This window comes from Hydrogenophaga sp. BPS33 (assembly GCF_009859475.1).
GTDB lineage: Bacteria > Pseudomonadota > Gammaproteobacteria > Burkholderiales > Burkholderiaceae_C > Hydrogenophaga.
The window spans coordinates 5,684,412-5,698,739 of the sequence record NZ_CP044549.1 but is presented as its reverse complement, the minus strand read 5'-3'; the positions used below and the strand labels follow the sequence as shown (position 1 = coordinate 5,698,739).

General features: G+C 64.6%; 17 protein-coding genes. 3 read left to right on the top strand and 14 right to left on the bottom strand.

Translation table 11 applies throughout. The features are described from left to right. Nucleotides 1-216: 216 nt before the first annotated feature. Nucleotides 217-1,155 (bottom strand): LysR family transcriptional regulator, encoded by a 939-nt coding sequence (locus tag F9K07_RS26380; protein ID WP_159596234.1) that lies wholly within the window; start codon nucleotides 1,153-1,155, stop codon nucleotides 217-219. A gap of 102 nt (nucleotides 1,156-1,257) precedes the next feature. Between F9K07_RS26380 and F9K07_RS26375 the strand changes: the two genes are divergently transcribed. Further along, a complete protein-coding gene (locus tag F9K07_RS26375; protein ID WP_159596233.1) occupies nucleotides 1,258-1,584 on the top strand; it encodes a nuclear transport factor 2 family protein in 327 nt (108 codons plus the stop codon). Further along, the gene (locus F9K07_RS26370) at nucleotides 1,581-2,363 is read left to right on the top strand and encodes an SDR family oxidoreductase (protein WP_159596232.1); all 783 of its coding nucleotides are present in this window, start codon (nucleotides 1,581-1,583) and stop codon (nucleotides 2,361-2,363) included. The genes F9K07_RS26375 and F9K07_RS26370 overlap by 4 nt, the downstream gene beginning before the upstream one ends. A 111-nt stretch (nucleotides 2,364-2,474) precedes the next feature. Here F9K07_RS26370 and F9K07_RS32335 read toward each other — a convergent pair whose 3' ends face one another. From F9K07_RS32335 to F9K07_RS26340, 7 genes are all read right to left on the bottom strand, one after another. Beyond that, nucleotides 2,475-2,834 (bottom strand): DUF3883 domain-containing protein, encoded by a 360-nt coding sequence (locus tag F9K07_RS32335; RefSeq protein ID WP_236581548.1) that lies wholly within the window; start codon nucleotides 2,832-2,834, stop codon nucleotides 2,475-2,477. A 37-nt stretch (nucleotides 2,835-2,871) separates the two neighbouring features. Beyond that, on the bottom strand, nucleotides 2,872-3,273 hold the full coding sequence (locus F9K07_RS32330; RefSeq protein WP_236581546.1) for a hypothetical protein: 402 nt from the start codon (nucleotides 3,271-3,273) through the stop codon (nucleotides 2,872-2,874). Nucleotides 3,274-3,611: 338 nt separating this feature from the next. Then, nucleotides 3,612-4,046, bottom strand: coding sequence for a DUF1810 domain-containing protein (locus tag F9K07_RS26360; protein WP_159596231.1), 435 nt, complete (start codon nucleotides 4,044-4,046; stop codon nucleotides 3,612-3,614). 12 nt (nucleotides 4,047-4,058) lie between these two features. Next, nucleotides 4,059-4,874: a GSU2403 family nucleotidyltransferase fold protein gene (locus F9K07_RS26355; RefSeq protein WP_159596230.1), complete on the bottom strand. Its 816-nt coding sequence runs from the start codon at nucleotides 4,872-4,874 to the stop codon at nucleotides 4,059-4,061. Next, entirely contained in the window at nucleotides 4,871-6,037 is a 1,167-nt protein-coding gene (locus tag F9K07_RS26350; RefSeq protein ID WP_159596229.1) for a hypothetical protein, read from the bottom strand. The genes F9K07_RS26355 and F9K07_RS26350 overlap by 4 nt, the downstream gene beginning before the upstream one ends. A 108-nt stretch (nucleotides 6,038-6,145) precedes the next feature. Next, entirely contained in the window at nucleotides 6,146-7,054 is a 909-nt protein-coding gene (locus F9K07_RS26345) for a c-type cytochrome (protein WP_159596228.1), read from the bottom strand. A 77-nt stretch (nucleotides 7,055-7,131) separates the two neighbouring features. Continuing rightward, complete coding sequence (locus F9K07_RS26340; RefSeq protein ID WP_159596227.1) at nucleotides 7,132-7,701, bottom strand: DUF2889 domain-containing protein; 570 nt, start codon at nucleotides 7,699-7,701, stop codon at nucleotides 7,132-7,134. 231 nt (nucleotides 7,702-7,932) lie between these two features. Here F9K07_RS26340 and F9K07_RS26335 point away from each other — a divergent pair, with 231 nt between their 5' ends. Further along, entirely contained in the window at nucleotides 7,933-8,649 is a 717-nt protein-coding gene (locus tag F9K07_RS26335; protein WP_159596226.1) for a hypothetical protein, read from the top strand. Nucleotides 8,650-8,652: 3 nt separating this feature from the next. On the opposite strand, the gene F9K07_RS26330 is transcribed toward F9K07_RS26335, so the two are convergent. The 6 genes from F9K07_RS26330 to F9K07_RS26305 all read right to left on the bottom strand — a co-directional run bounded on the left by F9K07_RS26330 (nucleotide 8,653) and on the right by F9K07_RS26305 (nucleotide 14,323). Continuing rightward, a complete protein-coding gene (locus F9K07_RS26330) occupies nucleotides 8,653-9,750 on the bottom strand; it encodes a protein-glutamate methylesterase/protein-glutamine glutaminase (protein WP_159596225.1) in 1,098 nt (365 codons plus the stop codon). A 28-nt stretch (nucleotides 9,751-9,778) separates the two neighbouring features. After that, nucleotides 9,779-10,408 (bottom strand): chemoreceptor glutamine deamidase CheD, encoded by a 630-nt coding sequence (gene cheD, locus F9K07_RS26325; RefSeq protein ID WP_236581544.1) that lies wholly within the window; start codon nucleotides 10,406-10,408, stop codon nucleotides 9,779-9,781. Then, nucleotides 10,395-11,318 carry a CheR family methyltransferase gene (locus F9K07_RS26320; protein ID WP_159596223.1) on the bottom strand — a complete coding sequence of 308 codons (924 nt, stop codon included), beginning with the start codon at nucleotides 11,316-11,318 and terminating at the stop codon, nucleotides 10,395-10,397. The genes cheD and F9K07_RS26320 overlap by 14 nt, the downstream gene beginning before the upstream one ends. A 13-nt stretch (nucleotides 11,319-11,331) precedes the next feature. Continuing rightward, entirely contained in the window at nucleotides 11,332-13,422 is a 2,091-nt protein-coding gene (locus tag F9K07_RS26315) for a chemotaxis protein CheA (RefSeq protein ID WP_159596222.1), read from the bottom strand. A gap of 30 nt (nucleotides 13,423-13,452) precedes the next feature. Beyond that, nucleotides 13,453-13,815 (bottom strand): response regulator, encoded by a 363-nt coding sequence (locus tag F9K07_RS26310; RefSeq protein ID WP_159596221.1) that lies wholly within the window; start codon nucleotides 13,813-13,815, stop codon nucleotides 13,453-13,455. A 64-nt stretch (nucleotides 13,816-13,879) separates the two neighbouring features. Beyond that, nucleotides 13,880-14,323, bottom strand: coding sequence for a hypothetical protein (locus F9K07_RS26305; RefSeq protein ID WP_159596220.1), 444 nt, complete (start codon nucleotides 14,321-14,323; stop codon nucleotides 13,880-13,882). Nucleotides 14,324-14,328: the final 5 nt, after the last annotated feature.

Here is a 14,328-nt window from a genome sequence, read left to right as displayed (position 1 = left end):
TCCCAAGCCGGCTGTATGACTCACCCCATCTGGAAACTCAACGGTAGTCGTCCAGATGGACCCTCCCGGCCGCACCAGCGCAAAGACCGGTAACGGGCGGTCTTCGCTAAGTCGGTGAGGTGGAGGCGCACTGACCGCTCTTCGAATCAGCGGTCATTCATGAAGCTAGGCGCGGAGGACCGGGTTCAGTCTTGAACCGACCTCGAAGCCTTATGGTCAAGTCGATCTGGCGACCCGGGGCTTGCGGGGGATGCCTTCCAGGTCCTTGTCCAACAGACAGTCGATGAAAGCACCAAGGAGGGCTGGTCGATGCCGCCTGTTCGGGTAGTAGAGGAACATCCCCGGCCGCGAGATTGACCAGTCCGCCAGGACCTGGACCAACCGGCCCTGGGCCAGGAGGTCGCCCACGCCGTCTTGCTCGAAGTGATAAGCGATACCGAGGCCGTTCAGCGCAGCCGCAATGCCGATGTCGGCGTGATTGGTGACGACGGGGCCGTCGACCGCGACTTCAAGTCTTTTTCCCCTTTTCTCGAACTCCCAGCGGTAGTGCCTGCCATCCATCTGGAGCCGCCAGTTGATGCATGCATGGCTGTGCAGATCGGCGGGTGTCTTGGGTACACCCCGAGCAGCCAGGTACTCGGGAGACGCCACTGCAACCATGTTGAGGTCTGGCGTGAGACGGACGGCAACCATGTCCTTCTCAAGCCGCCCACCCACGCGGATGCCGGCGTCGAAACGACCAACGACGATATCGGCCAATGCGTCATCGACCACGATGTCGAGCACCACGTCTGGGTACGCCTGATGAAAGCGTGAAAGCCTGGGCGCAATGATGGTTCTAGCGGCGATTCCCAGCGTGTTGATGCGAAGCGTGCCAGTGGTCTGTCCTGCGGCTTCGCTGGCTTCGGCTACTGCAACAGCCATCTCGCGGAACAGTGGGGCGATGCGCTTGTAGAGCAGTTCGCCAGTGGCCGATGGCGCGACGCTTCGTGTCGTGCGATTGAGAAGGCGTGCGCCGATCCGGCTTTCAAGTTGCCGAATGGTCTGGCTGAGCGCAGAAGGCGATAGGCCCAAATGCTCTGCCGCCCGGGCGAAGCTCGCTCGTTCGACCACGGCCGCGAAGGCCTTCAGCTCCGCGAATTCGGCTCCGCGCATTATGTATTTCTTTCTACACAGCTCATAAACATTCTAGGCCATTCTCTAAATTCATCTCGGCGCGCATCCTAAGGGCTTCATTCACCAGATGGACCCCAAAGCATGCACACCCTGACCCTTCCCGAACCAATTGCCGCGTACTTTGCGGCCGAACACAACCCCGAGGCCTTGGCGTATTGCTTCACAGCGCAAGCCGTGATGAAGGACGATGGGCGCACCTACACGGGCGTTGACGCCATCAAGGCCTTTATGGCGGCGGCATCCGCCAAATACAGCGCAACCACCGTGCCGCTCGCGCTGGAGCGGGAGGACGGCTTCCAGGTTGTCCGCGCAAACGTCACGGGCAACTTTCCGGGCAGCCCTATCGATCTGTCTTACCGCTTTCGACTCGAGCGCGGCCTGATCGCATCGCTGGAGATCACGGCATGAGCTTCGACCTCCAACTGAAAGGGCAGCGTGCCCTGGTGACGGGTGGCACCAAGGGCCTGGGCGCGGCTCTCGTCAAGAGCCTGCAGGATGCCGGCGTAGAAGTGATGACGACTGCGCGCTCTGCTCCCGAGAAGCCGCTTGAAGGTGTGTCCTACGTACAGACCGACTTGACGACCGCAGAAGGCGTGGTACGGCTCGCGCGCACAGTAACCGAGCGCTGGGGCGGCGTCGACATCTTGATCAATTCTCTCGGTGGATCGAACGCGCCGGCAGGGGGTTTTGCGGCCCTTGACGACGCGATGTGGTTCAGTGAGCTGAACCTGAACTTCATGTCCGCGGTCCGTCTTGACCGCGCACTGCTGCCCGCCATGTTGGCAAAGGGCGCAGGCGTCGTCCTGCACGTGACCTCGATTCAACGTGTGCTTCCGCTTCCGGCGTCCACCACCGCCTATGCCGCGGCCAAGGGCGCCCTCTCGACCTACAGCAAATCCCTGTCGAAGGAGGTCACGCCCAAGGGCGTTCGCGTTCTGCGCGTCTCGCCAGGCTGGATTGAGACCGAGGCCTCGGTTGCATTCGCCGAGCGAATGGCGGCCCAAGCGGGCACAGACTACGAGGGCGGCAAGAAGATGGTCATGGACTGGCTCGGCGGGATTCCGGTCGGGCGTCCCGCCAAGCCGCAGGAGGTCGCAGACCTGATCACCTTCCTGGTGTCTCCGCGCGCGGCATCGGTGTCGGGCTCGGAACATGTGATCGATGGTGGGACGGTGCCCACGGTCTAGATTTCTGAGGTCTGCTATGGGGCGAAATCTACCGGCGAGGACAGCAAGGGCGAACTTCCGCTGTCAGTCTGAGCGGGTCTTTCGTTGGCCGATACCGCTGCGTCATTTCGATCACCCCGCCAAGCGCCGAAACGACGCCCTGTAGTCAATGGGCTCCAGATGAAGCTGCTCTGCCAACCGCCCCTTCAGAATATAGAGCCTCGGCTCTTCTCGGAATTGAAAGACTCGGTAGAGATGGAACGCATCCTCCGCCTCTTTCGCAAAATCCAACTCGTTGCGGCTGATGATGAAGGACGAAGCATAGCCACCGTTCGTGGTCTTGACCTCGATGAAGCGATGCACACCCGGCCCGTCGTGCGAGAGGATGTCGTACCCGGTGCCATCACCAAGCCGGTCCGACACCCAGTCCAACTTCTGGAAAAGCTCCGGATGCCCCGCATCGACAAGTCGCCGCTGCTCGAAGCCGATCACCCATTGCTCGCCCGCGCGTCCCAGTGTTCGGTTGGCCTCATCGCGTTGGGCCGTCCGATGTCCAGTCCTCACCGATGCGCACCACTTCGAAGCCAAGACGTTGCAGGCGCGGAACGACGGTCGCTTCGCCACCCGAAAAGTCGGCAGTTTTGAGGGGACCTTCGTCCGGGAATTGATGGCCGAACGCGGCACCAACGATGGCCTTGGAGTCGCACAGCTGCCCCGTCTTGCCATCGCGCACGAGAAAGTCACGAGACTTGCCAAACCCGTATCGGGAGAGGAAGGCCGTGCGGCCGAGGCGAGAAAACTCGTCCAACGCTGCTTGAACAGCTGCGGGACTTTGAAGGCGCGCAAGATCAGCCGCCATCAGCGGTTCATCCGCAGCTCGCCGGCTGACACGCACACCCGCATCCTCTGCGCTGGTGGCAATGACAGTCACCCGTCTTGCGGTTGAAATGGCACCCGCATGCGTTGAGCCCTCCGCCGTGCTGCAGCGCGTCCTGCGCATCGCACAGGGACACCCACGGGTCTGATGCGGATGCACCACCCAGCGTCAATAGCGTGAATGCGATGAGGGCAATGGTTCTTTTCATCCTGGCGATCTCGGTGCAACGGGTGCGCTGTGCTTTGCGTCGCTAGGTGCATCGGTTGCAAATCGTATGCGAGACCATGTTCAATCACTGCGGAGATTGCCGGTGGAAGAAGAACGGGTGTGCGATTGGCTGGCGATTGCGTGACGTAGTTCGCAAGTGCGGCGGCGGCTTGCGAACCGACCCGCTATGTCGCCAGCAGCGCCAACGTGCTCGCGTCTCGCTGGCCGCCATAGAACGTGTCCAACGCCTCAGCGAAACACCCCTCTCCAGGCGCCACCTCCGCAAACAGCGTCAGGCAAGACCGCAACTTCATCGCGTCCACCTCACCCAGCATCTCCTGCGCACTGAGTTCCGGGTGGCTTAGCAACGCCCGCACGCAAGCCACCAGCCGAGGCCCCAGCACCGGGTGCGCCACATACGCTTCGGCCTCCGCACGCCCGTCGATGCCGTACCGCTGCGCCATCGCGCTGTGTCCCAACCCACGCAGTTGCGGCAGCACGTACCAGATCCAGTGCGTGCGCTTGCGCCCGGCCTGCAGTTCTGCCAGGGCTTGCGCGTAATCGCGCTGCTGTGCCTGAACAAAACGTTCGAGTGAAGCAGAAGAGGTGTTGTCGTTCATCACGCCACCTCGTCACCCCATCCCCAGGATTTCGGAGAACGCGTAGCGACAAGTCGCCTGAAACTCTTCGGCGGAGATTTTGCGATCCTGTGGAATGGCTGCGGCCTGCCGCACGGTGTCGGTCACTTGCGAGAACGACTCCATGCATTCCCGCAAGACCGTCTTGCTCGCGGCTGCGAGTGCCGGGCCGACGGTGTCCTCCCAGCTTTTTTTGAAGGCGGGCAGTCGATGGCCAAAGAGCTGGATGGTGTCGTGGATGTAGAGCAGGTCCTGCGCTTGCTTTCGCGGAGGGCGATCTTGCTTGATGAGGAGCTTCTGCACCATGAAGCACAGCGGGTTCGCGACCTGGACGTCGACGGGGTTTTCAAGAGGAAAGCCATTGGCCTTGCTCACCGTGATGGCCCAGGGGTCGACCATGAGTATGTCGAGGTGCCGGATTTTCTGCGCTGAGATGCCAGCCGTTTTCACGGTGGCATCTTTTTCCCCATTGCGTTTGTAGCCGCTGCCCACCAGCGGCGTCAGGAACTCGGCATAGAAGCCCCCTTGATCGTTCCCCAGGGTGTAGTGCGCTGTCGGCGGCTTGAAATCGCCCGAAAGTTCTTCGTGGAAGCCTTGGTCAAGCAGCGCAGACTTGATGTCGCCTTGCAAGGGACGCTTGTCCGCAAATGCCAAGTCGGTATCTCGGGTGAAGACGGGTGCGAAGTCCACGTTCCCGGCCGATGGGTGCAAGGTGTGCAATCGGTGCCCCCATCCGCCAATGAAGACGAGTTGACCTCTCCAAGGCGCCACAGCCCGAACCAGTTGGGCGAAGGCCCCGAGGTCGTTCATGTGTGCTTTGCCTCGATCACCTTGCGCAGAAAACTGCGTTGGATGTGGTCCGCCTGCTCTTGGCCGCGCGATGGATGGTTGGACACATCGAGCCAGGTCTGAATGACATCTGCGTAGGCTGTGCCGTCCCGCCGAACCGCCCCGCGAAACGTGGATTGGGGCGACAAGGTTTGTCGGAGGATGAAGTCCGGCACGCCTTCGGGGTAAGCCACCATAGGCACTGCAATGCCTGGGGATCCCAGTTGGGGCAGCTTGGCCACGCAGATGTAGGGAGGGACTCCACTGACATGTCCCAGCCCCAGGCCGTCAGCCGCCGCGAAGAGGCCGAGGCAGGCCTGTCCGTTTTGCTCGCCAATGAACCTGTGGATCTGCTGCTGCGCCGTGGACCTGATGGAGATGCGCATGGGAATCTCGGGACAACTGCGCAAGCCTGCTGCGCGCCAACGCATGAAGAGCTCTTCTCGTCGAACCAGCGCTATGTGGTTCTTGGATTCGTCTAGAAACTTCTCGCGGCGCAGGGCTTTGAGAAACCTCGATGCGCTCATGTTCGAAACCAACGCTGCCTCTGCCAATGCCGCTCCGGAGTCATAACGGCCTCGAGGCGCGTGCAGCAGTTCCGGCGGAATGTCGGGCGCCAGCAGGACTTTCAGCATCCACTGGTTGAGATCCGAGAAGAGGTTGAGAACCTCGGGCACCGGCGGTTTTTCCTGCCAACGGCTCCGTGTCCGGCTCTGCGGGGTATCGCTGATTTCAACAGGCCCATTGGGGCCCGGTCGCCAGAGGCTCAACCCATTGGAAGACACGATACCCACGCCTGCGCCTTGGACGTACTGTTCTGCAAATAGCGCGGCCTGCTTCAAGAGGGACGGGGATGCCTGTTCCACATAGGCCACCGCCAAAGGCTTCGCGTTAGGTTTCTTGGCGGCATGCGTTTGAGCCTGCAGGACCGCTTGGGAAAGGCTGGGAATGACGCGATCGGGCCGGCCTTCGCCGAGCGACTTGACTTCGACGACATAGACCTTGGTGCCTTCCCGAGCGACCAGATCTGCACCGCTCAGAGGCCCGGCGGGATGCGCTTCCACTCTCCAACCTTTGCCCTCGAGCCAGTTGGCGACAAATTCTTCCGCTTCTTGACCGCGTGTGGTTGGAGGGTGCTGAGACATGGGCATGTTCAATGTAACGCGGACATGTTATCTAACATGTCCGTGGTTGTAAACATGGGCGTGTTAGATCGCGGGGATCTGTCTTATTCGCTTTCTGTCCGCGCTCCGTCACCCATGCGGCTTCGCCGGCAATCCTTTCAGATACAGATGCAGCGCCCGCAGATCCGTCTCGCTCATCGCCCCCAGCGAGCCAAACGGCATCACCTGTACCTCGCTCCCATCGGGCCGCTTGCCGCTGCGGAACATCGCGATCATCGATTCGGCCGTCGGATACCGGCCCATCACGCTGCCTTCTCCCGGGGTGAGGTTGGCCGCCGGCGGCCAGTCGGGCGGGCCGCCGGGCACCCTGCCGCCTGCGAAGCCCACGCCGTGGCAACCCAGGCACATGTTGGCCACGTACTCGCCGTGTGCCACGGTCACGCCTTCGGGCACCGGTTGTTGCGGAGGCACGCGGTGGTCGATGCGCGCGGCGGCGTCCGGGATCACGCCGAAGCCGTAGAGCACGCGCAAGGGCAGGGGCAGTTCGACGATCGCGCCCTGGCCGGACGCGGCGGGCAGCGAGCGGATGTAGGCCACGAGCGATGCCAGGTCGTCGTCGGTGAAGCGGTTGTAGTCCTCGCTCGGCATGATCAGCAGCGCGCGCCCGGTGGGGCTCACGCCGTGGCGGATGCTGCGCACCCAGTCCACCGGTTGGTAGGCCGCCACCACGCTGTTCGCGCCGGTGGTGAGGTTGGGGCCGCCGATGCGCAAGCCCTTGCCGTCGTCCAGGAAGAGGGCGCCCGTGCCTTGCTTGCCGTGGCAGTCCACGCAGCCGCGCGAGTTGAACAGGTATTTGCCGCGCTCGATGGACGCCGCATCGTCGCGCAGCGCCACGGGCTGCACCGGCACCTCCACGGTGCGCTGCATCTTCTGTTTGGAAAGGTACAGCCCTACGCCGACCAGCAGGGCCGCGAATACCGCCAGGCCCACCAAGCCACCGAGCACAAACCGCACCCAAGATCTTCCTGCTGCCGCCATGTCTTGCTCCTCGTTCGTTCTTCGTTCGTCAAGAGACTGGAGTTCCCACCGTCCCCGTGGGCGGGCAGGCGAACGGCTCAGGTGTTCACGCGCGGCTTCTTCCTATCCGGCGGCTGCCAGCGGAAGAACATCGGGTACACCCTCTCGACCACCGGCCCGTTGAAATCCCAGCCCACGCATTGGCCCAGGTGCGCGGGCGGCAGGCCTTCGGTGGACGGGGTGAAGGACCCCGTGCGCGTCTGGAAGGCCGCCGTGGCGAGATTGAACAGCAGTTCGCGCAGGTGTGTACAGCCCTGGATGTCGCCCAGGTGGCGCTGGATGGTGTGGCGCCAGCCGCGCCCGAGCACTTCGCCCACCATGCGCTGCATGTTGGGCGGGGCATGGGTGCAGTGGTCGTGAGGGAAGGCGTCCATGGCGACGGCGATCGCGCGGATCACCATGGTTTCGTCGAAGGTGACGCGGATGTGCATGTGGTGGATAGGCTCGCCCGCCTTCCATTCGCCTTCGCCGCGTATCTGGATGTCGTGGGGCTTGCTGTCGTGCAGTTCACCTTCGATATCCCACAGGCCGTCGTCGCGGCGAAAGCCCTGGTAGGTCACCCGGCGGGTGTGCATGGGCTGGCGGGGGGCTGCTGGGGGCAATGGCAAAACGGATCTCCTGGTCTTGGGGCTGCCTGGTATTTTCTCGCCACCGGGCCTGGGCTGCAGTCGGGTGCCCGCAATCCCTCGGCCCGGGCGGGCGGCGCGCCGACCAATGCAGAGGGAGGGCCTTGCGGGCGGGTGTCGAAAAAAGTGCTCAAGTTGCGGTGAACCTTGCCGACAAAAGGAATCTGAACGCCGGGCCTGTTTGCGCTCGGCGGCCGCCGTGAGGGGAAGCCCATGCTGAACATTTCGAGCACCACCGCCGTGTCTTGGCCGACGCCCGCGTCCACCGCCGTCGCGCCGGTGTCGCCTGCCGCCGCCGTGCAGCCGGTGCAGGCCGGCGGCCACGATGGCAAGTCTCAGACAGGGTTCGGCCGTGAGCGTCAGGCGGAGCAACAGCAGGGCGTTGTGGTGCGCATGGGCGGGGAGGGCGCGCGTGCGCCGTCGACCGACAACAGCGCCGCACCCCCATCGATCCCGGCGGGTCCGCAGGCCCCGGCACACGATCCGGTGGCTCAGCGGCAGGCGCGGCAGGAAGCCACTGCCGCGGCCGAGCAGCAACAGGCCAAGGGCAAGAAGACGGTAGAGCACTTGCAGCAGGTGCTCTCCAGCATGTGGGAAGCCAGCGCCGCCGTGGTCGACCGCGCGCTGGGCATCGAGCCCTCGAAAACCGATGCTCTGGGCAACCAGAGCGATACCGCGCCCGACCTGTCGGCGGTCACCGGCGCGCTGGTGCCGCGCAAGCTGGCGGTGTCGCAACGCCTGGACAAACCGGCGCAGGAGCCGCCCGCCCTGGCTTGGTCAGGCGCTTCCGATGCGATCGACGGCGAGGACGGTACCGTCGCGATGGCAGACCCGTTAATCAATCCCGCCGAAGTGATCGCTTACGACGAGCGTGGTGTGAGCAGCCTGGCACCCCTGGAAGCCGGCAGCATCGTCGACGAACGGGTGTAAGGGTCAGATCCGGTGGCGCACGCCTGAGGGCGAGCTGGCCAAGCGCGTCAGCACCGCATTGGCGATCTGGTTCAGCGGCAGCACCTCGTGCGCCGCGCCGTGCTGGATCGCCATGCGCGGCATGCCGAACACCACGCAGCTGGCCTCGTCCTGCACGTAGTTGTAGCTGCCGGCGTCCTTCATTTCGCGCATCGCGGTCGCGCCATCCGCGCCCATGCCGGTGAGCATGATGCCCAGCGCGTTGGGGCCGAGCACGCGCGCGGCGGACTTGAACAGGACCTCCACCGAGGGGCGGTGGCGGTTGACCGGCTCGGTGTCTTCGACCACGGCCACGTAGTTCGAGCCGCTGCGGTCGATGCGCAGGTGCCGACCGCCCGGCGCGATGTAGGCATGGCCCGGCAGGATGCGCTGGCCATCGCGCGCCTCGGCCACGCGGATGCGGCACAGCGTGTCGAGCCGGTGCGCGAAGCTGGTGGTGAAGCCCGGCGGCATGTGCTGGGTGATGACGATCGCCGGCGCGTCGGCCGGCATGGGCACCAGCACTTCGCGAATCGCCTCGGTGCCGCCGGTGGAGGCGCCGATGCAGATGATTTTTTCCGTGGCCACGCGCGGCAGGGCGGCGCGCGGTGCGTCGTGCGCGGCGGGCCCATGCGGTGCCGGGCTGCTGGTCCCGGGGGCCGGCATGGCGATGCGTTTCACATGCGCGGCGGCGGCGGTGCGGATCTTCTCCACGATGTCGCCCGCCAGCTCGTTGAGCCCGCTGCTGATGCCGATGCGCGGTTTGGCCACGAAGTCGACCGCGCCCATCTCGAGCGCGCGCAGCGTGGTCTCGGCGCCCTGCTCGGTGAGGGTGGAGACCATCACCACCGGCATCGGCCGCAGGCGCATGAGGCGCGAGAGGAATTCGAGCCCGTCCATGCGCGGCATTTCCACGTCGAGCGTGATCACGTCGGGGTTGAGTTCGCGGATCATTTCGCGCGCCACCAGCGGGTCGCTGGCCGCGCCCACGCAGGTCATGTCGCGCTGGCGGTTGATGATTTCGGTGAGCAGGCTGCGCACCAGAGCCGAGTCGTCCACCACCACCACTTTGATCTTGGCCATGTCGTTTTCTCTCTTCGCCGCAGCCGGCTCAGAACAGGTCCACGGAGCCGCCGGCGGTGGCTTTCGCCACCACGGCCGCGCTGCCTTTGCGTTCCTGTGTTTCGAGGGTTTCTGGGTGCGAGTGCGCCAGCCGCTTGACCATGGCCTTGCCCGTGGCCGGGAAGTAGCAGACCTTGCGCGGGTGGATGTCGAGCACGTCCTTGGAGACCACGGCAATGCGTTCGGTCTGCAGGTAGTCGAGCACGAACTGGGTGTTGCGTTCGCCCACGTTGATGCTGGTGAAGCTGCTCATCACCTGTCCGCCGCCAAAGACCTTGGCCTGCATGGTTTCGCGCCGTGCGCCAAGCTTGATCATTTCGTTGATCAGCAATTCCATGGCGTACGAGCCGTAACGGCCACTGGCGTCGCTGCCGCCGTCGGGCAGCATGAAGTGGTTCATGCCCCCCACGCGCACACGCGGGTCCCAGATGCAGGCGGCGATGCACGAGCCCAGCACCGTCATCACCACCAGGTCGTCGGGCGTCACGAAGTACTCGCCGGGCAAGACCTTCACCGCGTCGTGCTTGAAGTGGTGGTCGTGGTAGAAGAAACTCGCTTCGCCGGGCTTGGGCGTGCGCGCCTTCAAGGCGTCCAGCGGGGAGCGCTCAAAGCCTTTCATAGACGGTCTTTCCGCGCAACACGAAGAGGTTGCGCGCGTCGCTGAAGTTCTCCGCATGGCCCACGAACAGCATGCCGCCCGGTTTCATTACGCGGTGGATGCGCTCCAGCACCGCGCGCTGCGTGGCCGCGTCGAAGTAGATCATCACGTTGCGGCAGAACACGGCGTCGAAGGGTTCCCGAAAGGGCAGGTTCTCGATCAGGTTGACGCTCAGGAACTGCATGTGCTTCTGCAGCTCGGGCTTGACGCGCATCAGCCCGGCGTTGCCGCCCTTGCCGCGCATGAAGAAGCGTTGCAGGCGCTCGGGGCTCAGGCCCTTGACGCCGTCGAGCTTGTAGACGCCGCGCTGCGCGGCCGCCAGCACCTTGGTGTCGATGTCGCTGTTGACGATCTCGAACGAGCCCGAGGGGCCAAGCGCTTCGGTGGCCGTCATGGCGATCGAGTAGGGCTCTTCGCCGGTGGAGGCGGCCGAGCACCAGATGCGCCACGGATGCGAACGCCTGGCGGCCATCAGCTCGTGCAGCACGCCGAAGTGGTGCTGCTCGCGGAAGAACGCCGTGAGGTTGGTGGTCAGCGCGTTGATGAACTCCTGCCATTCCGCGCCGTCGTGTTGTTCGAGCCCATCGAGGTAGCTCTTGAAGCTGCCGTGGCCGGTCTCGCGCAGGCGGCGCGAGACGCGGCTGTAGACCATGGCGTGCTTGCCGTCGTGCAGGCTGATGCCGGCTTTCTTGTAGATCAGCGCCTTGATGCGCGTGAAGTCCGCGTCGGACCAGACGAACTCGCGGCCTTCTTCTACAGGCCCATCGCCGGCAGAAGCCATGCCATCCAGAAACACCGCGGAACCGGCTCCGCCGGGCCGCTGGTGTTGCCCCCTTGAGGGGGTCGCGCGAAGCGCGGCGGGGGTGCTCATGTTCAGCTCATGTTCAATGTCTGGAGCGTCGCACCAGGCCGGAGGTGTCCAGAATCAGGGCCACCTTGCCATCGCCCAGGATGGTCGCGCCCGACACATTGGGCACCTTGCGGTAGTTGGACTCCAGGTTCTTGATCACCACCTGTTGCTGGCCCAGCAGCTCGTCGACCATGAGCGCCACGCGCGAGCCTTCGGCTTCCACCACCACCATGATGGGGCTGCTGTCGCTGCTCTTGACGCGCGGCACCTGGAACACGCGCTCCAGCTCCACGACCGGCATGTATTCGTCGCGCACCTTCACCACCTGCGCGTCCTGCGCCATGGTGTTGATGTCTTCGGGTTTGATCTGGAACGACTCGACCACGTTGGACAGCGGCAGGATGTACACCTCGTCGCTCACGCGCACCGACATGCCGTCCATGATGGCCAGCGTGAGCGGCAGCCGCACCGACACGCGCATGCCCACGCCTTCGGCCGAGGCAATTTCCACCGTGCCGTTGAGCGCGGCGATGTTCTTCTTCACCACGTCCATGCCCACGCCACGGCCGGAGACGTCGGTGACGGTGTCGGCGGTGGAGAAGCCGGGCGCGAAGATCAGGTTCCACACCTCGCTGTCGCTCAGCGAGTCGGGCGCGTCGATGCCTTTCTCGCGCGCCTTCTTCAGCAGCTTCTCGCGCGAGAGGCCCTTGCCGTCGTCGCGCACCTCGATCAGGATGGATCCCCCCTCGTGCGTGGCCGACAGCGTGATCGTGCCGTGCTCCTGTTTGCCCTTGGCGCGGCGTTCCTCCGGCATTTCGATGCCGTGGTCGCAGCTGTTGCGGATCAGGTGGGTCAGCGGGTCGGTGATCTTCTCCACCAGGCCCTTGTCGAGTTCGGTCGATTCGCCCTGCGTGACCAGTTCAACCTTCTTGCCCAGCTTGCTCGCCAGGTCGCGCAGCATGCGCGGGAAGCGGTTGAACACGACCGACATCGGGATCATGCGGATCGACATCACCGCTTCCTGCAGGTCGCGGGTGTTGCGGTCGAGGTCGGCCAGACCGGCCAGCAGCGGCTGGTTGCTGGCATCGTCGAGCTCGCGGCTTTTCTGCGCCAGCATGGCCTGGGTGATGACGAGTTCGCCTACCAGATTGATGAGCTGGTCGACCTTGCTCACCGAGACGCGCAGCGTGCTCGATTCGAGGCCGGCACCCGCTGCGGTGGGCGCTCGCGCCTCTGCCTTGGGCGCGGCCTTGGCCACGGCCGGGGTCGGCACGCCGGGCGCACCCTCGAAGAAGCCGTAGTCGCGGCCCTCGGTGGTGGGGTGGGGGTGGCCGGTGCCCACGGGCTCTTCCTCTTCCACGAATGCCGCAGCCGCCACGCTGTTGTCGACGATGCGGATCTCGTCCTTGCCGACGTGGAAGGTGAACAGGTCCATCAGGTCGCTGTCGGTGGCGCTGGTGCGCGCGCGCCAGACCCGGTGGGTGCTGAGGTCGCAGGCCATGGGCTCGACGGTGCCCAGGCCGGGAATGTCGCGGAACAGCTCGGCGATGCCATCGGCCTGGGCCGGGTTGTCCAGCGGGCCGATGTGGATTTCCAGGTCGCGCTCGGTCTTCTTGGCGGCGGCCTTGCGTGGCTGCGGCGCGGGCGGCGCGACCACGATGACGGGCGCCGCCAGGGCCACGTCTTCGCCATTCTGAGCGTCTTCACCGTGGGCCAGCACGCTGATGCGCGCCACGAGGTCGGCCGTGGCCGGCGCTTCCCCGCCCCGGCCCTGGTGCGCGCCGAGCAGGCCGCGCAGCGCGTCGGACGATTCCAGCAGCACATCCACCATGGCCGCGGTCGGCGTCAGTTCGTGGCGGCGCAGCTTGTCCAGCAGCGACTCCATCTGGTGCGTGAGCTCGGCCACGTCGGCGAAGCCGAAGGTGGCCGCGCCGCCCTTGATGGAATGCGCGCAGCGGAAGATGGCGTTGAGTTCCTCGTCGTCGGCCTTGTCGACGTCGAGCGCGAGCAGCATCTGCTCCATCTGGTCCAGGTTCTCGCCGGCTTCCTCGAAGAAGATTTGGTAGAACTGGCTCAGGTCGATGTCGTTGCCCAGGCCCTGGCCCTCGTTCATCGTTTCACCCATGGAATTTCCTTGCTTGCTTGGCGGTTGGCATCACCGCATGACTTTTTGAATGACTTCCAGGAGGCGTGTCGGATCGAAGGGCTTGACCATCCAGCCCGTGGCGCCTGCGGCGCGGCCGAGTTGCTTCATCTGGTCGCTCGACTCGGTGGTGAGGATCAGGATCGGCACGGTCTTGAATTTCGGGTGCTCGCGCAGCTTGCGCGTCAAGCCCAGCCCATCCAGGTTGGGCATGTTCTGGTCGGTCAGCACCAGGTCGATGCTGTGCTTCTGGGCCTTTTCCCAGGCATCTTGTCCGTCCACGGCTTCGACCACGTGGTAGCCCGCCCCCGTGAGGGTGAAGGTCACCATCTTTCGCATGGAAGCCGAGTCGTCTACGGCAAGAATCGATTGCATGATTTACTCCAATGGTTCAAATATCGGCACGTGACGCCGCGGCTTGAATCGGCCCCTGTCCCCGTCAGAACAGGTCGATGGAGCCGGCGTCCATCTCGCTTTGCGTCACCGGGCTGGGGCGTTCGGGCATCGGATCGAGCTCCAGGGGCAACTCCCCTTCCTCGGGCTCCATGGCCTGGTCGGCCAGACGCCAGGCGCAGCTCTGCAGCACCTTGCCGGTGTGCACGATGAGCTGGGTGGCCATGTCGTGGAACTGCAGCTCCGTCACGGCCTGGTGCAGGTTGTGGCGGATCGGGCCGAGTTCCTCGGCGCGATCGGCGCTCAGGTCGCTCAATGCCTGGTTGGCCGAGCCGAAGCGTTCCAGCAGATTGCTCGTGGCATGGTCCAGCAGGCCTTCGAGGCGCTGGAGGTCGGTCATGGCCATGAGCAGCGCGTCCTGGAGATCGGCCACCAGATTCACGGGCACGGAGACAGAGGGAGGTGTCTGCTGCGTCGTTGTGGTTTCCATGGTGG